The organism is Diplocloster hominis (assembly GCF_032380655.1).
Classification (GTDB): Bacteria; Bacillota; Clostridia; order Lachnospirales; family Lachnospiraceae; genus Diplocloster; species Diplocloster hominis.
The window spans coordinates 278,857-303,186 of record NZ_JAWDIY010000003.1 but is presented as its reverse complement, the minus strand read 5'-3'; the positions used below and the strand labels follow the sequence as shown (position 1 = coordinate 303,186).

The 24,330-nt window shown below is 48.7% G+C and carries 22 protein-coding genes; 18 read left to right on the top strand and 4 right to left on the bottom strand.

Going from position 1 to position 24,330, the window contains the following annotated elements:
- Positions 1-12: 12 nt before the first annotated feature.
- From ABC831_RS04830 to ABC831_RS04780, 11 genes are all read left to right on the top strand, one after another.
- Positions 13-447: a 4Fe-4S binding protein gene (locus tag ABC831_RS04830; protein ID WP_343247114.1), complete on the top strand. Its 435-nt coding sequence runs from the start codon at positions 13-15 to the stop codon at positions 445-447.
- Complete coding sequence (locus tag ABC831_RS04825; RefSeq protein ID WP_343247113.1) at positions 444-2,333, top strand: aldehyde ferredoxin oxidoreductase family protein; 1,890 nt, start codon at positions 444-446, stop codon at positions 2,331-2,333. The genes ABC831_RS04830 and ABC831_RS04825 overlap by 4 nt, the downstream gene beginning before the upstream one ends.
- Before the next feature lie 15 nt (positions 2,334-2,348).
- Positions 2,349-2,597, top strand: a complete 249-nt coding sequence (locus tag ABC831_RS04820; RefSeq protein WP_343247112.1) for a MoaD/ThiS family protein — start codon at positions 2,349-2,351, stop codon at positions 2,595-2,597.
- A gap of 80 nt (positions 2,598-2,677) precedes the next feature.
- On the top strand, positions 2,678-3,412 hold the full coding sequence (locus tag ABC831_RS04815; protein ID WP_343247111.1) for a HesA/MoeB/ThiF family protein: 735 nt from the start codon (positions 2,678-2,680) through the stop codon (positions 3,410-3,412).
- Positions 3,413-4,129: 717 nt separating this feature from the next.
- Complete coding sequence (locus ABC831_RS04810; RefSeq protein WP_343247110.1) at positions 4,130-5,350, top strand: MFS transporter; 1,221 nt, start codon at positions 4,130-4,132, stop codon at positions 5,348-5,350.
- Between the two features lie 132 nt (positions 5,351-5,482).
- Complete coding sequence (locus ABC831_RS04805) at positions 5,483-7,225, top strand: S8 family peptidase (protein WP_343247109.1); 1,743 nt, start codon at positions 5,483-5,485, stop codon at positions 7,223-7,225.
- Between the two features lie 216 nt (positions 7,226-7,441).
- Positions 7,442-8,872 (top strand): tyrosine-type recombinase/integrase, encoded by a 1,431-nt coding sequence (locus tag ABC831_RS04800; protein WP_343247108.1) that lies wholly within the window; start codon positions 7,442-7,444, stop codon positions 8,870-8,872.
- 25 nt (positions 8,873-8,897) lie between these two features.
- A complete protein-coding gene (locus tag ABC831_RS04795) occupies positions 8,898-9,584 on the top strand; it encodes a DUF3990 domain-containing protein (protein WP_343247107.1) in 687 nt (228 codons plus the stop codon).
- Complete coding sequence (locus ABC831_RS04790; RefSeq protein ID WP_343247106.1) at positions 9,581-9,826, top strand: hypothetical protein; 246 nt, start codon at positions 9,581-9,583, stop codon at positions 9,824-9,826. The genes ABC831_RS04795 and ABC831_RS04790 overlap by 4 nt, the downstream gene beginning before the upstream one ends.
- Positions 9,827-10,070: 244 nt before the next feature.
- A complete protein-coding gene (locus ABC831_RS04785) occupies positions 10,071-11,009 on the top strand; it encodes a carbohydrate kinase family protein (RefSeq protein WP_343247105.1) in 939 nt (312 codons plus the stop codon).
- A gap of 137 nt (positions 11,010-11,146) precedes the next feature.
- The gene (locus ABC831_RS04780) at positions 11,147-11,509 is read left to right on the top strand and encodes a DUF2752 domain-containing protein (protein WP_343247104.1); all 363 of its coding nucleotides are present in this window, start codon (positions 11,147-11,149) and stop codon (positions 11,507-11,509) included.
- Positions 11,510-11,592: 83 nt separating this feature from the next.
- Here the strand turns inward: ABC831_RS04780 and ABC831_RS04775 are convergent, their stop codons facing one another.
- The 3 genes from ABC831_RS04775 to ABC831_RS04765 form a co-directional block, all read right to left on the bottom strand.
- Positions 11,593-12,936: a sensor histidine kinase gene (locus ABC831_RS04775; RefSeq protein ID WP_343247103.1), complete on the bottom strand. Its 1,344-nt coding sequence runs from the start codon at positions 12,934-12,936 to the stop codon at positions 11,593-11,595.
- A 2-nt stretch (positions 12,937-12,938) separates the two neighbouring features.
- Positions 12,939-13,658: a LytR/AlgR family response regulator transcription factor gene (locus tag ABC831_RS04770; RefSeq protein ID WP_343247102.1), complete on the bottom strand. Its 720-nt coding sequence runs from the start codon at positions 13,656-13,658 to the stop codon at positions 12,939-12,941.
- 245 nt (positions 13,659-13,903) lie between these two features.
- A complete protein-coding gene (locus ABC831_RS04765) occupies positions 13,904-14,299 on the bottom strand; it encodes a DUF4190 domain-containing protein (protein WP_343247101.1) in 396 nt (131 codons plus the stop codon).
- A 391-nt stretch (positions 14,300-14,690) separates the two neighbouring features.
- Here ABC831_RS04765 and ABC831_RS04760 point away from each other — a divergent pair, with 391 nt between their 5' ends.
- The 5 genes from ABC831_RS04760 (at position 14,691) to ABC831_RS04740 (ending at position 21,599) form a co-directional block, all read left to right on the top strand.
- Positions 14,691-15,722: a tetratricopeptide repeat protein gene (locus ABC831_RS04760; RefSeq protein WP_343247100.1), complete on the top strand. Its 1,032-nt coding sequence runs from the start codon at positions 14,691-14,693 to the stop codon at positions 15,720-15,722.
- 24 nt (positions 15,723-15,746) lie between these two features.
- Positions 15,747-16,988 carry a GTPase HflX gene (hflX, locus tag ABC831_RS04755; protein ID WP_343247099.1) on the top strand — a complete coding sequence of 414 codons (1,242 nt, stop codon included), beginning with the start codon at positions 15,747-15,749 and terminating at the stop codon, positions 16,986-16,988.
- A gap of 147 nt (positions 16,989-17,135) precedes the next feature.
- The gene (locus tag ABC831_RS04750; RefSeq protein ID WP_343247098.1) at positions 17,136-19,499 is read left to right on the top strand and encodes a ribonucleoside triphosphate reductase; all 2,364 of its coding nucleotides are present in this window, start codon (positions 17,136-17,138) and stop codon (positions 19,497-19,499) included.
- A gap of 45 nt (positions 19,500-19,544) precedes the next feature.
- Entirely contained in the window at positions 19,545-19,889 is a 345-nt protein-coding gene (locus ABC831_RS04745) for a phenylpyruvate tautomerase MIF-related protein (protein WP_343247097.1), read from the top strand.
- Positions 19,890-20,957: 1,068 nt separating this feature from the next.
- Entirely contained in the window at positions 20,958-21,599 is a 642-nt protein-coding gene (locus ABC831_RS04740; RefSeq protein ID WP_343247096.1) for a GNAT family N-acetyltransferase, read from the top strand.
- Between the two features lie 113 nt (positions 21,600-21,712).
- Here the strand turns inward: ABC831_RS04740 and ABC831_RS04735 are convergent, their stop codons facing one another.
- Positions 21,713-22,501, bottom strand: coding sequence for a helix-turn-helix domain-containing protein (locus tag ABC831_RS04735; RefSeq protein ID WP_343247095.1), 789 nt, complete (start codon positions 22,499-22,501; stop codon positions 21,713-21,715).
- 231 nt (positions 22,502-22,732) lie between these two features.
- On the opposite strand from ABC831_RS04735, the gene ABC831_RS04730 reads away from it, so the two are divergent.
- Positions 22,733-23,719 carry an ROK family protein gene (locus ABC831_RS04730; protein WP_343247094.1) on the top strand — a complete coding sequence of 329 codons (987 nt, stop codon included), beginning with the start codon at positions 22,733-22,735 and terminating at the stop codon, positions 23,717-23,719.
- Positions 23,720-23,757: 38 nt separating this feature from the next.
- On the top strand, positions 23,758-24,327 hold the full coding sequence (locus ABC831_RS04725; protein ID WP_343247093.1) for a VOC family protein: 570 nt from the start codon (positions 23,758-23,760) through the stop codon (positions 24,325-24,327).
- Positions 24,328-24,330 lie beyond the last annotated feature (3 nt).

Here is a 24,330-nt window from a genome sequence, read left to right as displayed (position 1 = left end):
GTGTCTGGCTAAATGGCATACCAGATAACAGAAGCCTGTATTGGCTGCGGCCTTTGTGCCCGCCTGTGTCCGGTGAGCGCGATTACCGGTGCGGCAAAACAATTACATAAGATTGATCCGAGGCGGTGTGTGGAGTGCGGAGTCTGCGGCCGCGCCTGTCCGAAGGAAGCGATCCTGGATCAGGAGGGGAGTAAGTCGTCCAAAGTTCCCAGGACCGAATGGAGGAAGCCCGTCATTGACACGGCCAGGTGCAGCGCCTGTTCTATGTGTGTGCAGATCTGCAGGGCCCAGGCATTGAGGATCTCTTTCCCTGCGTTTAAAGGGGATATTCGGGTATTTGCGCAGCTGGCCGATGAAAAGTCCTGCGTCGGCTGCGGCCTGTGCGAACAGAAATGTCCGCTGCACGCGATCAAAATGAGAACTGTCAAGGAGGTGGGAGCGCTGTGAGATTACCGGTTTATGCGAAAATAGATCTGACCGGAAGAAAAGCCACCCGCTATCCGATCAGCCAGGAGATGTTTGAAAAATATATTGGCGGAAAAATCATGGGTTCCAGGCTTTTGTACGACTTGACATCTCCGGGGCTTTATCCTCTGGCGCCGGAGGCCGTGCTGATTATAAATACCTGTCCGGCGAACGGAACCGGAGCGCCCTCTTCCAGCCGGTTTAATATGAGTTTCAAAAATGTGATGACCGGCGGCATCGCTACCTCCAACTGCGGGGGCACGTTCGGGATGATGTTAAAGAGAGCCGGTTATGACGGGCTTATTATCACAGGACGTGCGAAAAACCCCTGTTATCTTATGGTGATTGACGGGGAAATCCATTTAAAATCGGCCAGGGAATTGTGGGGAATGGACGCACAGGAGGTACAAAGACAATTTCCTCAGGAATACGGAAAACTGGTGATCGGACCTGCGGGTGAACATCTGGTGCGGTATGCCTGCGCGGTATCCGGCGAACGGGTGGCCGGGCGGTGCGGCGCAGGGGCCGTGATGGGGTCGAAGAACCTAAAAGCCTGTGTGGCTTATGGTACGAAGGAACCCTATATCTATGACCGGGAGGGGTTTGATGAGTACGTGGAGAAATGGGTCCGCTTCCTTAAGCATCATCCGATGACCGGAGCGTCCCTTCCGAAATACGGCAGCGCCGGGCTGGTGAACAAAGCTAACGCCTCTGACGCGCTGCCCACGCGGAATTTCCAGAAAGGTTCTTATGCGTATGCGGATGAGATCAGCGGTGAGCGGCTGGCGGACACCAAACTGGTGAAAAACAGCGGCTGTACCAGCTGCCCGGTTCGCTGCGAGCGGCGGGTGAAGGTTCACGATGTGGAAGTCAAAGGGCCGGAGTATGAGACCGTGGGACTGTTTGGATCGAACATTGAAAATGCGGATCTGGATATCATCAATGAAGTGAATTATCTGGCGGATGAACTGGGAATGGATACCATATCCCTGGGAGGGACCATTGCCTTTGCCATGGAATTAAAGGAACAGGGAATTGCGGATTTCGGTGTGGAATTCGGCCGTACCGACAACCTGACGGAAGTGATCCGCAAGATCGCTTATCGGGAGGGGATCGGCGATGAGCTGGCGAATGGTTCCAAATGGCTGGCAGAGCGCTATGGACATGAAGCGGCGGCGATCCATGCCAAAGGGCTGGAATTAGCCTCCTATGAACCCAGGCAGTCGGTGGGAATGGGGCTGGGCTATGCCACTTCGAACCGGGGCGGCTGTCACCTGAACGGAGGATACCTGGCTCTGTTCGAATCTGTGGGCGTGATTTCCGCCGATCCGCTGGCTGCAAAGGGAAAGCCGGAGCTGACCGTCATGCTGCAAAATACCATGGAGGCCGTATCCGGGGCCGGATTCTGTCTGTTTACCGCTTACAGCATGATTCCTGCGTTTCTCTTCCGCCTGGGACCTTCCCACTGGTTCACGAAGTTCTGCGGAAAAGCACTGCTGGCGGCCCGGGGAATTCTGGGAATCATGTGGAAACTCATGCCGGGGCTTCTGCCGTTTAATTCCATGTATCTGCTGCCGCATGCCCAGACGCTGAAGCTGATCACGGGACTTCCGATGACGACCGGTAAGTTTATGCAGCTCGGTGAGAGAGGATATAATCTGGAGCGGATGTACAACTACCGGGAAGGTATGACGGCGAAGGATGACGCGCTGCCGGAACGGCTGACGAAGACACCCCAGGACAGCGATAATCCGGATACCGTGGTTAAGCTTAAGGAAATGCTTCCCCGTTACTATCAGGTTCGGGGATGGGGAAAGGACGGCTATCCGTCGAAGCGGAAACGCAAACAGCTGAAGCTGTATGAGTGACAGGGGGCGTGGGATATGGCATATTTGAAATATTACGGGGAGCTGCGGGAATTGACCGGTGCGGAACAGGAGGTCTATCCCGGGGATGACGTCAAAGAGTGTTTAAAACATATTAAGACGGTTTATGGAAAAGAGGCATACGCCGAAGCGAAAAGAAGTCTCATAACCGTAAACGGCAAAGGGATTCTGAACACTGGAAACTACCGCACCAGGATTCAGGATCAGGACGAGATCCGTTTTCTGCCGCTGTGCGGAGGAGGCTGAAGCCCTTTGGGCAGGTTCGCAGCACAGCAGCTCCACAAAGTTAACGAAATGCGCAAAGAGGCGCATGCATCGGGGAAAAAATGGATTTAAAGCGATATGACAGACAAGCGAAAATAAAATATCTGCAGGGCAGCGGACAGAAGAAACTGTTCGCTGCTTCTATCCTGCTGGTGGGGGCCGGAGGACTTGGGTGTTCGGTACTTCCAGGCCTTGCCGGCGCTGGGATCGGCCGGATTGGGATCGTCGATGATGACAGGGTCACTACGGAAAATCTGAACCGGCAGTTCTTGTATACACCCGGAGATACCGGTAGATACAAAACCGAAGCGGCAGCCGCGTGGCTGGCCCGTTTTTCCCCCGACACCCAGACGGAAGTATCCACACAGCGGCTTACCATGGCCAATGTGGAACAGGTAGAGGAGTTCGATCTGGTCATTGCCGCGGTGGACAATCTGGAGACAAGGCTCCTTTTAAATGAAGCCTGCGTCCGCAGAAGGATCCCGTTGATCGATGGCGGTATCAATGGATGGGGAGGCAGCCTGTTCTATGTAAAGCCGGGCGGGGGTCCCTGTCTGGCCTGTCTCTATCCACAGGCTGGGGGACAGGAGCGTGAGCCGGCGGCGGTCGGAACCATGGCGGGAATTATCGGGATGGCCCAGGCCCAGATGGCTGTGCTGGCCCTGACCGGGCATACCGAGGGATTTGAAGGGGAGTATATCTGGTTTGACGGCGCGAAGATGGAATTTTACCATACGAAGATTCAGCCGCAGAGCGGCTGTGTGATCTGCGCTGGACATGCGGCAGAGTTGGAGTAAGCGGGAAACGTTCCGTATATCTCTTGGCACAGACCGTTTTTGTTCCGTGCAGCGAACGGCTTTGTGCTGTGCATCGAACTGGTTTGTACCGTGTTACACCGTGTTACGAACTGATTTTGTGCCGCGTTGACAGTGTCAGGAAAGTATGATAGAGTTTTTTCATAAAGCGAGGTGGTATGTGATGTGCTGCAGATTAAGCGATCAGATGAGAAGAAGAGTAAGCTCCGCACAATAATAGACAGAACATTGTACGGAGCCTGTATTATATATATTCAAGTTGCGGTTGTGTAATAAGTCCCTGTTTTATAAAAAGTCAGGGCCGCTTAAACGGTAACAGGGTTCGGAAGGCGTGAAGGTCACGCTTTCTTTTGGGTACCCATTTAAAAGACTTGAAGTGGAAAAAAGGCTGTCGGACAGTGGTGTCCGGCAGTTTTTGCATTCTATGAAAGTGCGTCCTATTGACCAAAAGCATCCGGGGATCACAAGGCGGCGGAAAGAAAGATACTGCTTACACTTGACCGCCGCAGACGGAAAGAAAGATACTGCTTACACTTGACCGCCGCAGACGGAAAGAAAGATACTGCTTACACTTGACCGCCGCAGACGGAAAGAAAGATACTGCTTACACTTGACTGCCGCAGACGGAAAGAAAAAGCCGCTTCCGCAGGTGAAGTATCAGCAGACGAAACAGGATTAGATATCTTAGGAGAAAATTAAATGAATAAAAATAGACAACAAAAAAAATGGAGAGGAAGAACAATCCGTTTTATGTCCGCCCAGACTATATCTCTGTTCGGTTCCTCCCTTGTGCAATATGCCATTATCTGGTATATTACCCTGACTACTTCCTCGGGCATTATGATGACCATTTCCACCGCGTGCGGCTTTGTACCGCAGATAGTGATCTCCCTGTTTGCCGGTGTCTGGATTGACCGCTATGACAGAAAACGTATGTGTATGCTGGCTGATGCTGTCATTGCTGCTTCCACATTAATCCTGGCCCTGCTGTTCCTGGGAGGATACCGAAGTGTCTGGCTGCTTTTTTTGGTTTTGCTGATCCGTTCCGCGGGTACAGGGATTCAGACCCCTGCAGTAAACGCGCTGATCCCGCAGATGGTACCTGCGGAACATCTGATGAAGATAAATGGTATAAACAGTACCATCAGTTCCCTGATGATGTTCCTGTCGCCTGCGGTCAGCGGTGCGATTCTTTCGGTGGCTGCCATAGAGACCACCTTCTTTATCGATGTGATCACGGCGGCCATCGGTATCGGTATTATGTTTACCATAACAATACCACCTTTGCGGTCAATCCAGGGGGAGAGAAGCTTCGAAAAAGAATCTGTGATACAGGAAATGAAATACGGGTTCCGCTATCTGAAAGACCAGCAGTCTATTCGGAATCTATTGCTATTTCAGATCGTTGTTTTGATTTTGATCAGCCCGTCGGCCTTTTTGACGCCGCTTATGGTCAGCAGAACATTCGGGGCACAGGTGTGGCGTCTGACCTTCAGCGAAATGACGTTCAGCGCAGGAGCTGCAGCCGGCGGCCTGTTGATCGCGGCCTGGGGGGGATTTAGCAGCAGGCTGCACACCACAGTTCTGGCCGGATTCCTGTATGGGATTCTGATGATTGGTCTGGGAATATCGCCGGTGTACCCGGTCTATCTGGTATGCAACTTCCTGATCGGAGTGACGATGCCCTGCTACAATGCACCGATCAACGTCATGATACAGGAGCAAGCGGACCCGGCCATGCATGGCCGAATCTTCAGTTTTATGCAGATAACCAACGCCTGTGCGCTGCCGCTGGGGATGTTGATCTTTGGTCCGCTGGCGGATGCGACCAGAGTACAGAACCTGCTGATCTTCGGTGGAATCGCAGTTGTATGCTGTACCCTCTATACAGGGAAAAAGAACAGATCGCTGTGTACTTAGTGCCTGCTTTTAGGCACTTACGTGTGATGCATGAAAAATAGTCAGCGAGGTATTTTCGAGCGTTACTATTTTTTATAAGGATAGGGCATATAATAAAAGCATATAAAAACGAGAAAAAGGCTGCGGGATCTTATGAATGATCAAAAAATTGAAAACCTGTTAAACCTGGCACTGGATGCAACAGAAGAGGAGAGGGAACGATCCCTGGAACTGGATGTGGGGTTTGATGAACTTACCCGGACCTGGGAACTGATCGTAAAATACTCCGGGGATATCGGACGGCTGGCCAGAGAAAATGAAGAGATCACAGTGGTGGAAATGCTGAATAATTTCGCGATTGTCACTGTGCCTGAGCAGCTGATTGACCGCCTGGCCAATCAGCCGGAGATCGAATACATAGAAAAACCGAAGCGTTTATTTTTTGCTGTGAACCAGGGCAGAACGGCATCTTGTGTTCCTCCGGTTCAGAACGAAAGGTTCAATCTGTTCGGCCAGGGGGTTCTGGTGGCCGTCATAGACAGTGGGATTGATTATGCGCATCCTGATTTCAGAAATGAAGACGGGACTACCCGGATCGTGAACTTGTGGGACCAGACCGTTTCCGCAGGACCAGCCCCCGAAGGTTATCTGATCGGCACTGAATACACCGCGGAACAGATCAATGAAGCGCTTCAGAAAGTTACTTCCCAGGAACAGTACGCCGTGGTACCCAGCCGGGATCTGAGCGGCCATGGAACCCATGTCGCCGGAATCGCGGCCGGAAACGGAAGAGCCAGCAGCGGTGTTTACAGAGGTGTGGCGTCCCAGAGTGAGCTTTTAATCGTCAAGCTTGGGACCCCAAGAACAGATTCATTTCCCAGAACGACAGAACTGATGCAGGCGGTGGATTACGTGGTCCGCAAATCCATCGAACTTAAGACACCGGTTGCCATCAATATCAGCTTTGGCAATACCTACGGATCCCACAGCGGTACTTCTCTGATCGAATCTTATCTGAACAATGTCTCCAACCTGGGACGTACCACGATCTGCGTGGGCACAGGAAACGAGGGGGCTGCGGCCGGCCATACGGAAGGCATATTGACAGAAGGGGACCCGCTGGATGTAGAATTTTCGATCTCCAACAATGAAACCGTCATGAATCTGCAGATCTGGAAATCCTATGTGGACGAGATAAACATTGCCATCGTTCATCCGTCGGGCATCGTAGCCGGACCGATTCAGCCTTTCCTGGGCCCCCAGCGGTTCATAATGGGAGATACGGAGCTTTTGTTATATTATGGGGAACCCAGCCCATACAGCGTCTACCAGGAAATCTATATTGATTTTCTTCCCAGAGAGCAGTATCTGGACAGCGGGATCTGGAAGATCCGTCTGATACCCGAACGCATCGTGTCCGGCCGTTTTGATATGTGGATGCCAAGTGAAGGTGCGCTGAATACCGGCACTCGTTTCCTGGCCCCCACAGAAAACATTACCCTCACTATTCCTTCCACATCTTTGGGCGTAATCAGCGTCGGCGCTTACGATTCCAGAAGGCGTACTTACGCTGCCTTTTCCGGAAGGGGCTATACCTGGATGACGAACCAGCCAAAACCGGATCTGGTAGCCCCCGGTGTGGATATCATGAGCGCCGCCCCAGGCGGTGGTTATACCTCACGTTCGGGGACTTCCATGGCGACCCCTTTTGTGGCAGGTTCTGCCGCTTTGTTAATGCAATGGGGGATTGTAAACGGAAATGATCTCTTCCTCTATGGGGAGAAATTGAAGGCATATCTGCAGCGCGGGGCCAGGGAACTGCCGGGATTTACGGAATATCCGAATTCGCAGGTGGGGTATGGGGCGCTGTGCGTGAGGGACAGCCTGCCTATATGATGGTGCTATGTACTATATGCGGATGTAATATTAAGTCTTGATGGTGTGGTAAAATACATGGGATTTGCAGGATCGTTCTTTCAATGTTGATAATCACTCTATTTGATTAGTTTTTATGATACATATTTACAAATGACAAATTAAAATTTATTTCATTTTGACTTCAGACGGTGCTAATGATATAATCTGAGTAAACAAAAACAAAAGGTAAATATAATGAATAAGGAACATGGAACTCTCAAAAAAATTGAAGGTGAATCAAAAAAATTTATTGGTATTAATAATGTAAATGCGGCAGAAGAATTCCGCCAGCTTGTATTAGAAAATCTTTTCTTAGAAAATTTAAGGTATAAAGACAAAATTCCTTTTGTGGAACAAAAAAAAGCAAAGATAACAATAGGGACAAAACTAATCATTAAAATAACATTGGACGAAATAGAAGAAAGAAAAGTTTCAGATCAATTATTTATGGAATATAAAGATGGAAAAGTCGTTGAAAATTTAACAGAATGGGGGATTTTAATAACCCCGAAAGGTATCTGGCTTTTTAATAGTAAGATATCATTAAATAAAAAGGAAATTTTTCGGAGCAGGAGAACTATCTTAGAGATTATACATGGAAAGAATACCGACCAGAAATATTTTGAATTTTTTTCCTATGATAATATTGTAGGCGATGACCAGAAAACAAATTTTTTTCGAGATATTATTGAGTATAAAAATTGTTATTATAAAGGAACTGAAAAAAGCTGGAGTGCATATCATTCAGCTTTAAAGCGATTTTTTAAATACTATTCAAAAGGTGGGATTTATTTTAAAGATGACGACAGTTCTATTTATGATAGAATTCAGCTCCCGGATTTTTATTGGTATGCAAATTATGAAATGAAAGTAGCCAAGGAAAACACCCTAAAAAATGCTTTTTTCTATATAAAAGATTTTATGCATTGTATGTCTGATAATACGGCATTTGATATTAGCACGAAAGATATGATAGCCGGTTTTTCTCGAACTTTTGACAAAGATGAAAAACAGAATATTATGGATATGGACAAATTGAAAAAGGCAGTTAGATATTTAACAGATGGTAAAAATAAAGAAAGAGATGTTGCACTGTTTTTAATGGTACTAGCATTTGGATTAGAGAGAAGAAAGCTATGTATGCTGAAATGGGATAATGTAGAAGAGCAGGATCAATGGATACTGAAACAGGATGGAAGAGAGGTTCCGATTCCGGAAAAAGTTACAGAAGCTTTAAAAAGGCTAAAGGATTTGCATATATCGTCAAAATATGTTTTTTATCGTACGAAAGAAAATAAGGAAGAACCTATGCGGGAGGCGGCGGTTAACGAGGTGTTTAGCAAGCTTGCTAAGGTTGATCAAAAAGACTCATTTTACAGACTGTTAACCCCGGCTAACATACGCAGTTCTATTATTCAGTATTTGCTTGGGGAAGGATGTCCATTGGAAGAAATAATATATTTAGTAAATATAGAAATATGGAATCTGGGGAATTATTTTTCGCGTAACATAATAGATGAGATTGTAGATGAGAGAAGTAGAAAAAATGTGAATTGTACAGAGGGAAGAAAAACTTGTAAGCAGATTCATCCAATGGATTGTTTTTTTAATCTATTACTATCGTGAATGATTTAAAAAGGGAGGAAGCTTTATGAGTGTTCAATCCGATATTGAAATGCTGTATGTACAGGCTATGGAGGTTTATGCCAAGAATTATCTTTTATCTGGAGAAAATGTTGCGGATTTATTTCATAATCATCAAATATTTGAAAAAATGCTGATTCAGCATGAGTATCTGCATCAAATAGATTTTGATGAGGTAATGGAATTTATTGATCAAATTATGAATACGGATTCCAATGAATTAGTATTATATCACGGAAGCTGTTCTTACTTTGAAACAATTGATTTAGACAAGTCACATAACAGGAGAGATTTTGGCAGGGGATTTTACACAACGGTTTTAAAGAAACAGTCAATAGAGTGGGCTTACCGTCTTTCGCTTCGAGAAAAGAAAAAAAAATATTTTGTTTACGAATATCTTTTTGAAGAAAACTCTATATTACATGTAAAGCGTTTTGACTCATTGAATAAAGAGTGGCTGGAATTTGTCAAAGAGAATAGAAGTAAAGGGGGAGTACAGCACGAATATGATGTCGTAATTGGTCCAGTGGCAGATGATGATACTATGGAAACAATTCAACTATATATTGCTAATATATTAACGGCTGAAGAGGCAGTTGAAAGATTAAGATATAATAAAGTTAATAACCAGGTGTCTTTTCATACGAACAAAGCGATTAATCATCTAAAATTGGTGAGGAGAGAGATTTTATGAGTAATAATATTTATACTTTTAATGATAAAGATATTACAATGAATGTTTGCATCCAGATTAAGACAGTTATAAAATTAATACAGGATACATTTGGATTAGAATTTGAAGAGGCTGCTGTGCGTTTTTATAAATCTAAAACATATGGAATACTGCAGGATACAGAAAATACATTATGGGCAGAATCGGCGGAATATATAATGGATCGTTATTTGGAAGAAATCCAAAATTTGAAAACAGAATAAAAATGTGGAGACTGCAATCAGGAAATTTCCTGCGATGGTGGAAAGAACTACAAAGAGGACTGCTGCTGAAGAAATAGATAGCTAAATAGATACTTAAAATATTTTGACACACGGTGTAGGATTCGCTATAATAAAAGTGTTTCATCAAAGGGTTTTACATAAGTGTATGATACGGCAGTTCTTGAAGGCCCAGTGTATGGGAAGCCGGCAGTTAATTTGAAAAAGGATTGTGGAGGATGAAGACATGGATGTAATTTGTGTAGGGGAAATGTTGATCGATTTTATACCGGGCAGTGAGCCCTGCAGTTATGTGAAAAATGCAGGAGGCGCACCGGCCAATGTAGCTATCGCGGTGGCCAGGAACGGTCTGGCTTCCGGCTTTTGCGGAAAAATGGGTGACGATGATTTTGGCAGATTTCTGGCAGACACGCTGAAGGAAAATGATGTGACGGTACTGTGTCCGGAATTGACCAGGGAGGCGGTTACCACTATGGCGTTTGTTACACTGTCCGGGAATGGCGAGCGTACGTTTACGTTTGCCAGAAAACCGGGGGCGGACATGCTGCTCACGGTGGAGGACATCGACCGCGCCAATCTGGATGCCACGAAAATGATTCATGCCGGTTCCTGCTCCCTTTCCAAGGGAAGCGCTTCGGAAGCGACTGTGCATGCGCTGAGGGCCGGACATGAAAAAGGAAAAATCGTAAGCTTTGATGTAAATTACCGGAATGTGATGTGGGATGATGATCAGGAAGCCGCAGCCAGAAAAGTATTTGAAATCCTACCCTATGTGGATCTGCTGAAAATATCGGAAGAAGAAGTGGAAATGATGGGCGGTGAGGATCAAATCCCCCGGCTGATGGAACAAAACCGGATCGCACTGGTAGTGGAGACGCTGGGGGCTGAGGGAGCGAAATGTTTCTTCGGTGGCAAGGTTATGAGAATCCCCGGCCGTAAAGCCAAAGCAGTGGACGCCACCGGCGCGGGAGACGCGTTCTGGGGCGGTTTTCTGTCCAGCCTTTTGATCCAGGGCGTGGATCAGATTGACAAACTGGATGAAGAGAAGCTGCGAAAGGCAATGGAATATGGAAACGTCAGCGGATGGATCTGTGTGCAGAGCAAAGGGGCGATCTCTTCCCTGCCGACCAGGGAGCAGATTGAAGACGTTCTGAACCAAAAATAATGGTTCTCGGATTCCTTTCCTTGTGATATAATCGGTTCATGATGCTAAAACAGAACGGATACCAAAAAGAAAAACAATATAGGGATAAATGGTATAGAAAAAGAATAGATAAAGCTAGATTATATAAGGCGGGGATATTGCTGATCCTGCCGGCAGGAGTGTTTGCTTTCCTGTTTTTATATCAGTTTGGCGGCTGGATGGCCGAGCTGTTTCCAGCGTGTCTGTTCCGCAGGCTGACGGGTCTTTATTGCCCCGGCTGCGGAAATACCAGGAGTGTGCTCGCTTTGCTGCACGGGGATATTTTTACGTCGCTTCGATATAACATTACCCCCGTGGTGTTGGGAATTGTGCTTTCCCTGCTGTATGTGGAAGGGCTCACTTATGTATACGGACATCACAGGAAGATCCTTCCGCGGGACAGCCGGTTCTGGTGGGTAGTGCTGAGTCTCATGTTTTTATACTTTATTGTGCGGAATTTTTTTCCATATCTCATACCATAAGAGCAGATCCTAAAAACTCCGTTTGGGAAATACCCCTAAAAGAATAATCGCTGAGGTCGTGGGACTTCAGCGTTTATTTATTGTCACCTGATCGTATATAGCAGCACCGAGGCGGTGAAGGTGTCCGGGGTATAGGTAAAGTCTGCCATGCCGCCGTATTTCTCGGCCATGGCCCGGACGCTGGCAATGCCCACGCCCACGGCCCTGTTGCGCCCCGGCTTGCCGGACAAAAACTGCCCGTCCTCTTCTTGGTAGATCACTCCGCCATAGCCGTTCTCCATGCGGATTAAGACCTGTTCCTCCTGTGCCTGTATCCGCAGACGGATGAATCTTTTCCCTTCCCCCGCGTCCAGCGCGGCGGCTACCGCGTTCTCCCACAGGTTGCCCAGGATCACCGCCAGATCGCTCCCCGCTACGCCCGGTTCCTTGGGCAGCGACGCGCTAATGGAAACCTCCACGCCCGCCTGCTTTGCGAGAGCCTCATAGCGGAGGCAGAGGGTATCGGCCACAAAATTCTCGCACAGCGGCGGCTGGAAGGACTTTGCCATACTGCCCTCGTAATCCTCCAGATAGGCAAGGGCCTCTTTGACCGCTCCCTTTTCCAACAAGCCCCGCAGCACCTGTACATGCTGCCTGCGGTCGTGGCGGATGCGCTTGATTTCTTCGGCGTGACTTTCCAAATCCTGCACCCGCGCCCGCTGCAAATCGAGCTGGTTAGCAAGCTGGGTGCGGGTTTCAGCTTCCTTTGCCGCCTTTGTGCTGCTGGAAATGGCCCAGGCTGTTTGAGAATAGGTGATAAAAGCGCATACGTTGAGCAGTATTTTTAGCCCATAAGACAGAGAATACCCCTGGTCCACCGGGTAAAGGTTGACCTGCGCCAGGTAAAGCAGGATGAAGAACAGCGGGATCAGCCACAGCCGTCCGTACTCCTTCATGTTCAGCCGCCGCAGCTTGTGATAGAGCCCGCGGCAGAATACGGCCAGCAGCAGTGTCAGCACCACAGAGGGGACGCCGAAGCCCGCAATATCCGCCCAGCAAAACACCCCCTCGGTCAGCTCCGGGAAAAACAGGCCGTAGATAAAATGGGTGATGCTGCGGCACAGATACAGCGTCTGTTCGGAAAGCAGCAGAATCAGCAATAGTCCGCTTGGTGGCTCTCCGGTCGCCCAACGCAGCAGGAAAAAGCCCGCCCCAAGCCACAACGGCAGAGAAAAAATACTGAAATCCATGGAAAAGGAAAGCCAGGCATCCAGCCCCGCCGACAGTCCCATACTGGCGGCACTTCCAAATACAGCCAGTCCCGCCGCTGTGAGCGCAAGAACCGGCAGCCTCTTGAGCAAGATATCGCGGGTCACAATAAGGCAAAACGCCATTGTCATGGTCGCCTCGATTACACAAGTGATATACTCGGATAAAACAGCTTCCATCCTCACCCCTCCATCCGCTTGAATACATAAGCCATGTACCGGCTTTTTAGAGCGGCGCGGCCGTCCCGCGAAAGGGGGATTTCCCGGCCGTCCTTCATGAGAAAGCTGTCCTCGTTCAGGCGTTTTACAAAATCCATGTTGACGATAAAGTAGCGGTAGCACCGCAGAAACGGGTCGCCGCCAAGGCGTTCCTCCAGGGCGGTGAGGGACTGGCTCACCACGGCCTCCCCCTTTACTGTGTGCACTATGGTTTTGTGCCCGTAGACCTCGATGTACTTGATGCCGGAAACGTCGATGTCCACTTCGTCCCGCCCCGCGGTGAGCCGCACTCTTCGCGTACTGGTGTTAATCCGGTCCTGAACCCGGCGCATGGCCTCGCAGAAGGCTTCCCAGCGCACCGGCTTTAAGAGATAATGGGCGGCCTCCACGTCGAAGCCGTCCGCGTAGTGCTCCCGGCTGGTGGTAGTGAACACCAGCCCGCCGCGGAAACCCTTACCCCGCAGGATGCGTGCCGCGTCCACTCCGAGCGCCCCGTCCATATAGATATCCAGAAACATCACGTCGGCACTTCTGGCCTCCCGGCTTTGCAGCAGTGCCCCGGCATTCTCGTAAGCCAGTGTGACGATGGGCAGGCGGTTTTCCTTTGCGTACCGGGCGCAGTATTCCAGCAGGATTTCCCGGTCGGCGGCCAGGTCATCGCAGATCACAGCCAGCATATTCATTCCTCCTTCCACGAGGCGATTCACAGAAATTCATACTTGTCAAGACCATTATACCATGAAAAACTACCGGTTTGCGGCAATTATCTCCGGCTTAGGCTCTGGGAGAACGGCTTAGGCTCTCCGCGACGACGCCCAAAACCAAGCAGAACCGGTTTGGCTTCCGCCACTCCGGTTCTGCTGCAATCCTACGTATTTCTTTAGGTGCCTCCGTATAAATACTGGTCCTTTTTCTCATTCGTTAGTTTTTAGTACATACTATTGATATCATATCCCATACTTGTAAGGTAACTCAATGCAGCTACACCTACGATAAGCAAAACAATTGCTAATACCAGCGATATGACGGATGTAACAATTCCCGCAATCGCCATTCCTCTTCCGGGAGCCTGTTTCTTTAACGCGATAATACCTAAAACGAGGCCGATAATACCGGTTACGAATGCCGCATATACATAACAGCAGGATACTACGATTGATACGATACCTAAAACCATGGAAGCGATCGCCATTCCCTTACCCCCCTGGGGCTGTTCCGGCTCGTAATACGTCTGAGGCTGCTCATATACCGGCTGGTCGAATTGAGGCTGTTCGAAGGTCGGTTGTTCCTGTGTGTCTTGTACCTGATTGTTGTTTTCGTCCATTATGATATCCTCCTCATAAATTTAATGACGCTTTCATACTATCATAATTAATTAAAATTTACAATAAATCGGGCTCGACTGAATCTAAATTTTTCCTTAAGATTTGTCAGAAAATGGGTGAAAAGTGTTGATATCTCTGGGGTTTTCGCCAAAAACTGACCGCCTTTTGGAGTTATTAAATTTCTGTTAACTGAGAAAAATAAATGCCGGAACCGGCACATCCTTCAAATTTTATCTATATTTCCGGAGAAATCTTTGCTATAATGAAAGCCGTAGCAGGGAACGAAGAAGGCAGGAACAGGCAGGAAAGTAAGATGTTTAAGAACGGAACGAAAATAAGACATCCCTGTCTGAATTTTTAATGCGGTAATAGAACTACTGGAGGTTATTTATGAAAAGATTTCTCACCTGGTTATTGATTGCCGGAACGGTGCTGATGCTGTCCGGCTGCTCTAATACAAAACAGGAAATGGAACTGACGTATCGGGATCAGGGGATCAAGCATATGAATGGCGGGGATTATACCGCGGCGGTCACATCATTTACCAAGGCGTTACAGCAGGCTCCGGGAAGGGTACGGGAGCTGGAATTGGATATTTCCTATTATAAAGCGGCTGCCCAGTATAAGAGTAATGATTACAGCGGAGCGATTGCTACCTATACGAATCTGATCGATTATAAAGCCAGCGCGGATCTCTATATCTTACGGGGATCGGCCTATATCGCCGCGGGTGAGACCGCGAAGGCCTATGCGGATTTTGACCAGGCGATGGAAATGGACGGAAAAAATTATGAGTCCTATATCCGTATTTATGAATCGTTGGTCCAAACCGATGCGGAGAAGGCGAAGGGATATCTGAATGAAGCGTTAAAGCTGGAGGGAAAGAAGGACAAAGATTACCTGAAACGGGGAGAGATCTATTATTATCTCGGAGATTACCAGAATGCGGAAAAAGAGCTGAAAGCGGCTCTGGAAAAAGAGAACACGGAAAGCCTGCTCTATCTGGGAAAAACCTATGAGGCGGTACAGGACCCGGACACTGCATTAGATTACTACCAGCAGTATCAGGAAAAAGGTCAGGAAAGCCAGGAAGTCTACAACATTATGGGCGTGTGCAAAAGGAACAAAGGGGATTATGAAGGAGCCCTGCAGAGTTTCCAGGCCGGACTGGCCATGACCGGAGACACATCCTTCCGCCAGACATTGCTGTTTAACGAAGCGGTTGTGTACGAATATCTGCTGGATTTTGACACGGCGGCGTCTAAGATGGCTGCTTATCTTGAGGAATTCCCGGAAGATACGAAAGCCCAGAAAGAAAATGAATTCCTTCAGACCAGACGGACAAAATCGGCCGGGGAAGGCGATAATCCGGAAGAAAGTGGAGATACTGATGAAGGAGACGGTCAAAATCCGGAAGGATAGGATGGCGAAAACGGAGAGGCATAGATGATAGAATTCGAAGAAATTAAGGAAAAAGTAATTTTAGTCGGAGTATCCTTAAACGACGGGGACGACACGAAAGACTCCCTGACTGAGCTTGAGGAACTGGCTTCCACGGCGGGGGCCCAGACGGCAGGCGTGTTGATTCAGACACGGACGCAGATTCATCCGGGGACCTATCTGGGGTCCGGAAAATTAGAGGAACTCTCAGAGATGATTTACGATACCGGGGCAACCGGTATCATATGTGACGACGAACTCTCTCCGGCGCAGCTGCGGAATATGGAAGAGGCGCTGGATACCAAGATCATGGACCGCACGCTGGTGATCCTGGATATTTTCGCTAAGAGAGCGTCCACCAGCGAAGGCAAGATCCAGGTGGAGCTGGCCCAGTTAAAATATCAGCTGGCCAGACTGGTGGGGCTTCGAAGCTCCCTGTCCAGGCTGGGCGGAGGTATCGGAACCAGGGGCCCGGGTGAGAAAAAGCTGGAGATGGACCGGCGGCTGGTAAAAGAACGGATTGCACAGCTAAACCGGGAACTCAAAGAGGTCAAGCGCCACCGTGAGGTTACGCGCAGCCAGAGGCAGAAGAACAGAATCCCGGTGGCCGCGATCGTCGGTTACACCAATGCGGGGAAGTCGACCCTGCTGAACACGCTCACCGGCGCCCAGGTGCTGGAAGAGGATCAGCTCTTTGCGACACTGGACCCCACCACCAGGAGTTTAATTCTGCCCAGCAAACAGCAGATTCTGCTGACAGACACCGTGGGGTTCATCCGTAAGCTGCCTCATCATCTGATTGAGGCATTCCGCAGTACATTGGAAGAGGCGAAATACGCGGATATTATACTACATGTTGTGGATGTGTCCAATCCGCAGGTGGAAAAACAGATGTACGTAGTCTATGAGACACTGGCGGATCTGGGGATCGCGGGCAAGACGATCATCACCTTGTTTAACAAACAGGACAGAATATCCGGGCCTGTCGATTTACGCGATTTCAAAGCGGACAAAACATTGAAGATATCAGCCAGAAACGGGGACGGCCTGGAGCGCCTTAAGGAAACCCTGGATGAGGTGCTCCATGAGCGCCACATGCTGTTGGAACGGGTATTTCCCTACGAGAAAGCGGGACTGATCGCCCTGATCAGAGAACAGGGTGGACTGATCTGCGAGGATTATCGGGATAACGGGATTTATGTAAAAGCATATGTGCCCAAAGAGCTTTATGCAAGAGTATCTGGGTGATTATCGACACTAACACTATATTTTGTGTGAAATTAATAAAACATACAAGATATAGTGTTTTTCTATTGACTCCCAGTTGGAAATCTGCTACAATTTGATTGCTGACGTAAAGAGATTAATTGATGACATGGGAAGGATGAGAGTGAGATGTTTCGTGTAGTAAAGAGAGACGGCGAAGTGGCAGATTTTGATCTGGCCAAAATCAGTGGCGCAGTTCAGAAGGCATTCACCGCAACGGAAAAAGAATTTAATCAGGATATTATCGATTTGCTGTCCCTGAGAGTGACAGCAGACTTTCAGTCTAAGATCAAGGACAACCTGGTTCACGTGGAAGATGTACAGGACAGTGTGGAGAAGGTTTTGGAACAGGCCGGCTACACCGATGTGGCAAAGGCCTATATTTTATACCGGAAGCAGCGGGAAAAGATCCGTAATATGAAGTCTACGATTCTGGACTATAAGGAAATCGTAAACAGTTATGTAAAAGTAGAAGACTGGCGTGTAAAAGAGAACTCTACCGTGACTTATTCGGTAGGCGGACTGATCTTAAGCAACTCAGGAGCCGTGACTGCCAACTACTGGCTGTCCGAGATCTATGATGAGGAGATTGCCAGTGCGCACCGGAACGCGGATATCCATCTGCATGATTTGTCCATGCTGACCGGATACTGTGCTGGATGGTCCTTAAAACAGCTGATCGAGGAAGGGCTGGGAGGCATCCGCGGAAAGATTACTTCCTCACCTGCGAAGCATCTGTCCGTTCTGTGCAACCAGATGGTAAACTTTCTCGGCATTATGCAGAATGAATGGGCCGGCGCTCAGGCGTTCTCATCCTTCGATACCTATCTGGCGCCCTTTGTTAAGGTAGATAACCTGGACTACCGGGAAGTGAAAAAATGTATTGAGTCCTTTATCTACGGTGTGAATACGCCCAGCCGCTGGGGAACCCAGGCTCCTTTCTCCAATATAACGCTGGACTGGACCGTACCCAACGACTTGGCAGAACTTCCGGCTATCGTAGGCGGCAAGGAGATGGACTTCAAATATAAAGACTGTAAGACGGAAATGGATATGATCAATAAGGCCTTTATCGAGACTATGATCGAAGGCGATGCCAACGGCCGCGGCTTCCAGTATCCGATTCCCACCTACTCGATCACCAGCGATTTTGACTGGTCCGATACGGAAAATAACCGTCTGCTGTTTGAGATGACTGCAAAATATGGAACCCCGTATTTCTCCAACTACATTAACAGCGACATGCAGCCCAGTGATGTCCGCAGTATGTGCTGCCGTCTGCGTCTGGACCTGCGTGAGCTGCGCAAGAAAACAGGTGGATTCTTTGGCTCCGGTGAGAGCACCGGAAGTGTGGGCGTTGTAACCATCAATATGCCCAGAATCGCTTACCTGGCCAAGAATGAACAGGATTTCTACAAGAGACTGGATCGGATGATGGACATCTCCGCCAGATCCTTAAAGATTAAGCGGGAAGTTATTACTAAGCTTCTGAACGAAGGCTTATATCCTTACACCAAACGTTACCTTGGAACTTTCGACAATCATTTTTCCACAATCGGCCTGATCGGCATGAACGAAGCAGGATTGAATGCCAACTGGCTGCACAAGGATATGACCCACCAGGAGACGCAGGAATTCTCCAAGCAGGTATTGAACCATATGAGAGAGCGTCTGGCTGACTACCAGGAAGAATACGGCGACCTGTATAACCTGGAGGCTACCCCTGCGGAATCCACCAGCTACCGCCTGGCGAAGCACGACAGAAAGCGCTGGCCGGATATCATTACCGCAGGAAAAGAGGGAGATACCCCTTACTATACCAACAGCTCCCATCTTCCGGTGGAATATACGGCCGACATCTTTGACGCGCTGGATATTCAGGATGAGCTGCAGACCCTGTACACATCCGGAACCGTATTCCACGCATTCCTGGGAGAGAAGCTTCCGGACTGGAAAGCAGCGGCGGCTCTGGTGCGTAAGATCGCGGAGAATTATAAACTTCCTTATTATACCATGTCACCGACCTACTCGATCTGCAAGACCCACGGCTATATCAGCGGCGAGCATTTTACGTGCCCTGAGTGCGGGGCGGAAGCGGAAGTGTACAGCCGGATCACCGGATATTACCGGCCGGTACAGAACTGGAATGAAGGAAAATCTCAGGAGTACAAGAACCGTACCCTGTACGATATTGACAATTCCTGCATGAAGAGAGTGCGGACCAACATCGTAACGGTATCCAAAGAAGATGTGACGATCACCCCGGCCCCGTCCATGAAATACCTGTTTACCACCAAAACCTGCCCGAACTGCAAGATTGCCAAAGAAATGCTGTCAGACGAACAGTATGAGCTGGTGGACGCGGAAGAAAATGCTGAACTGGCCAGAAAATACGGTGTCATGCAGGCACCTACCCTGGTGGTAGTGGACGGTGAGGATACTCAGAAGTATGTGAACGCATCCAACATTAAAAAATACGTGGATCAAAAATAGTAATGCTCAAAAAAAGCTCTGCGGAACAGATAGGAGTGATAAAGAATGCCCTGCATTAACGTCAAAACCAATGCTGAGATAAGCAGTGATCAGGAGCAGATGGTCAAAGAGCAGTTGGGCCAGGCCATAACCTGCATACCCGGAAAAAGCGAAAGCTGGCTGATGGTTACCTTTGAAGATCAGGTCCACATGTATTTCAAGGGGAAAGCCGACCAGCGGATGGCGTTTGTGGAAGTGAAAATATATGGCAGTGCTTCCGCTGAAGATTACGACCGGCTGACCGGAGAGATAACAAAGATACTGGAAACAAATCTTGGCATTCCTCCATCACAGATCTACGTAAAGTACGAAGAGGTCAGCTATTGGGGATGGAATGGAAATAATTTTTAAATAGTGCGCTTAGTCCCGCAAAGCCTGCCATGTGCGCAGGCTTTGGCGGGACTTTTTTACTGTTCTAATGGCCAGTCCCCTTCTGTTACGATTCACGGCCAACTTTGGTAAATGGGGATTTTGATACTGGGGTCCGGGCTGAAGGGAAGCGGCGTGTCTTGGGGAGCCGGGCAGCAAATCTCGCGGGGCCAAATCACTTCGGCCGGACCTAAGAACGGCTAACTCCGAAGACGGGAGAACCTCTTATTGGCAGGGCCCGGAACAAACTCGCCACAGGACGGCTCGGACAGCGTTCCGGGCCCTGCGAGGTTCTCCCGACTTCTGCGTAAGTCGTTCTAAGGCCCGGCCTCAAGTGATTTGGCCCCGCGAGATTTGCTGCCCGGCTCCCCAAGACACGCCGCTTCCCTTCAGCCCTGCTTTACAAAAGGCTTTTATCGCGTGGAAGGTTCGTAAACGGTGTAAGGTGCTGACACATTCTTTAGCTATCAGTACTGTTAGTTAGGATAGGAATGGAAGAACAGTAGAAGGGATCACCTATGTGTGCAGATGTGATCGCTTCATAACGGAAAAATAAGTCACCAACAATACTACGAAATCTGTCAGCCTTACGGAACATGTAAAAAAGCCTGTTGTAAAGCAGGGAAGGGAGGGAGGCGGTCCGGCCTTTGGAACCGGGCGGCGAATCCCGTGGGGCCAAATCACTTGAGGTCGGGCCTTAGAATGGCTTATGCAGAAGGCGAGAGAACCTCGCAGGGCCTGGAACACTGTCCGAGCCGTCCTTTGGCGAGTTTGTTCCGGGCCCTGCCAATAAGAGGTTCTCCCGCCTTCGGAGTTAGCCATTCTTAGGTCCGGCCGAAGTGATTTGGCCCCACGGGATTCGCCGCCCGGTTCCAAAGGCCGGACCGCCTCCCTCCCTTCCCGGACCTTCGTCCACAAAATCCCCATTTACCAAAGATGGCCGTGAATCGTAACACATTTTAAGCATTTAAGCTTATTAGCACTTGACTTTACAGTTACGGTATAGTTTACCATACCTATCAGAACATGAAAAGTCAAGGAGGAAACAGAATGAATCTTAATCAAAACCTGAATAACAATATCACATACAGACCGATACAAAGATCGGATTACCCAGTACTGGCTGATCTGATCAGCGATACCTGGGGGTACAAGAAGTTCAGTTCTCCCAGAACCGCTTACCGTATGGGAATGCTTTATCTCAGAGGATGTCTGGCGGATCAGACCTATTCCTGTGTGGCTGAGAAGAGAGGGGTTCCGGTAGGACTTATCCTGGGCCGCGGTAAAAAACCGGGATTAAAGACCCTGCATCACCGTCTGGCGCAGCTCCCTTGGATTATGGCTCTTCTGCTATCCAGAGAAGGCCGTGCTGTTACGAAAATGTTTGGGGGATTTTCGGATATAGACAGTAATCTTCTGAAAGACAGCGGGAAACAATTTGACGGCGAGCTGACGTTGTTCGTGATTCGAAGCGATCAAAGAGGTGCCGGAATCGGGAATGAATTATTCGGAAATTTTATGAACTACTTGAAATCGCAAGCCGTAAAAAACTTCTATCTCTTTACCGATACTACCTGTAATTACGGCTTCTATGAACACAAGGGTCTGTCGCGGATCGGGGAAAAAAGTATTAAAGTACCCATACAGCCAGATAAAGAAATGCAGTTTTTTTTATATGAATACTGCGCATAATGAGTACTGCGCATAATAGTATTGCGCGTAACGAATATTGCAAGTAGTGAGTATCGAACATAATGGATATCTCGCGTGATTACAATTACGTATAGGAAAAAACGGTATCTGGTTTAGCGTCCTGCGGACAAAGCAGGCGGGTTCTTTCCGGATTTATCCTCCGCGCTGAAGCCGGAACGGAAAAAACGCTTCCGATACTCGCTGGGGGTAAAGCCGTACATATTCCGAAACAGCTTAGTGAAATAGCTCTGAGAGCTGAAAGCCAGGATGGAGGAGATATCGGCGCAGCTGGTGTCAGAATAAAGAAGCATGTTCTTGGCCGCCTGCATCCGCTGACCTGCGATGTAATCCGATATCGTCTGACCAGTTTCCCGCTTGAACAGTCCGGACAGATAATTCGGATGCAGCTTCACTTGCCTTGCTAACAGCTTCACGGTTATCTTTTCGTGCAGATGATAATAGATATAGTCCATGCATTGAATCACAGGCTTGGAGAATACGCTTTTTTTTCTCAGCAGATGCATGGAATTGGTAAAATAAGTGAGCATGTCCCGGTATAGTGTTACGATGCTATTTACATCCTCGCAGGAATCCATACGCTGGATATACAGATCACTGGCCGTATAGGCTTCCTCCTCATCCATACCGCCCTCGATGGAAAACCGGGTGGTCAGCGTGGTGGAGGCCACAAACATATATTTATAATTCCGGATGGGATCATCGGAGAGATGTCCGGGCAGGTCGGAGGTGAACATCCTGACACTGCTCTCGATCTCTTCCATATTCCCGGATTTTACCCGGTCGTAAAGGATCAGCTCTTCATCATATCTGTGGTGTCTGGTATTATTCTCACGTCTCAAAAAATCCTGATAATACAACTTCTGCTTATCTACGTATGGCATATCTTACCCCTTTGTTGTGACAATTGTACAAAAAAATGTCGAAAATTTTGTCTGGTTCATCAAAAAAACTATCACATGAGAATTGTAACATAAATATGAGCAAAATGATATATAAGTTCTGGCCTTTTTGTTAGTCTGTATCCAGGTTAAGAAAAAGACCAGTTAAAAAAAGCGTTTTGTTCAGTCAGAAGCCTGTACTTCTGTCGGAATAAGAACGGGGAGTGTATAATGATGAAATGTTTAGCATGTGATTTTGGCGGAAGCTCAGTAAAGTATGCCTTGGTAGACGATCAGGCACAGATGGAAGAATCCGGGAAACTTCCCGCGCCGCTGGATTCTGTGGAACAATATGTGGACACAGTGGGGCAGCTGTATGATAAGTACCGGGACAGGATAGAGGGGATCGCTATCAGCATGCCCGGTTATATCAACCCGGAAAATGGCTATCTGTCAGACGCGGGTGCGTATATGCAGTTATATGGAAACAGTGTTACAGATCTGCTTAAGAGCCGGTGCCCGGTTCCCATTGCCGTGGAAAACGACGGAAAGTGCGCCGCGCTGGCGGAAGCGTGGAAGGGCTCTCTGGCAGGATGTAAAAATGCGGCAGCCCTGGTGCTGGGCTCCGGTATAGCCGGAGGGATTATCAAGGACGGGAAGGTTCACAGCGGGCGGGACTTTGCGGCCGGAGAGCTGTCTTACCTGATTACGGACCCCACCAAACACAATGAACTGGGATGCGCATATATGTCTGCCGCCATGCACGGTCTCACTTACCGTGTGTGCAAGGCTAAGAATATCGACTTGGCCGTTCAGGACGCGGCGTCCATCCTGGTATGGCTGGACGAGAATATCCGTATGCCTTATGCCAGACCTGACCGCGAACTGGAGAAAATCAAGGCCGACGGCGTCCGCATATTTCAGTGGCTGTCGGAGGGGGATACCGACGCTGTCAGGATCTACCGCAACTTTATCACGACCCTGGCCCAGGTGGTACACAGTATTCAACTGTGTTTTGCACCTGAGAAGATCTCCATTGGCGGCGGTTTAAGCCTGCAGAAGCGGATCTTTCAGGATCTGGAGGATGAGCTCCAAAGCTTCTACCGGGGAATGCGGTTGGGCAGGCAGCTGCACGCGGTTATCGTAAAGAGCCGGTATCTGAACGAATGTAACCTTGTCGGTGCCATGTATAATTATTTGCTTCACTTTGGTAACTTTTAAATTTACATATGAATTATCACAAAGAGAGGATGAACACAATGGAAAAAGGAAAAACCACTTACCCTAATCCCGGCCGGCCGCCTAAGAAGTTCACGGCTAAGAGCCTGCATGGCAGAACCAGACTGTATGTCATTACTTACAAGGATCTGCGCCGGTTCCAGAACTTCTACATGAATGTATTTGGGTGGGACATGATCGAGATGCCGGTAGCCGCCAGCGGCGTTCCAGCCGGTGACGAGCATCCGTCCCTGCTCATAGCCACTGGCCCTGCACAGTATGATTATGAGGGCTGCACCCCGGGACACATGAATATGTTCGTACACTGGGCTCCGGGAGAGATCGAGAAACCAGGTCCCTTCATGGAAGTCCATATGGACAGGCCCCTTGAGGAGACCATCCAAAAGATCATTGATCACGGAGGCAAGCTGATTCTGGATAAAACAAAATCAGCTCTGGCCAAGCCGCTGGACGACAGCAGGCAGAGCTGGGAAATTCATGCGGTCATAGAGGATCCGGCTGGTAATTATCTGTATTTGTGGAAATGCCCCTCCTCCCGTACCTGGGATGAGCTGGAGGCAGAGTACGATATTGTGGAAGAGGAGGAATAAACC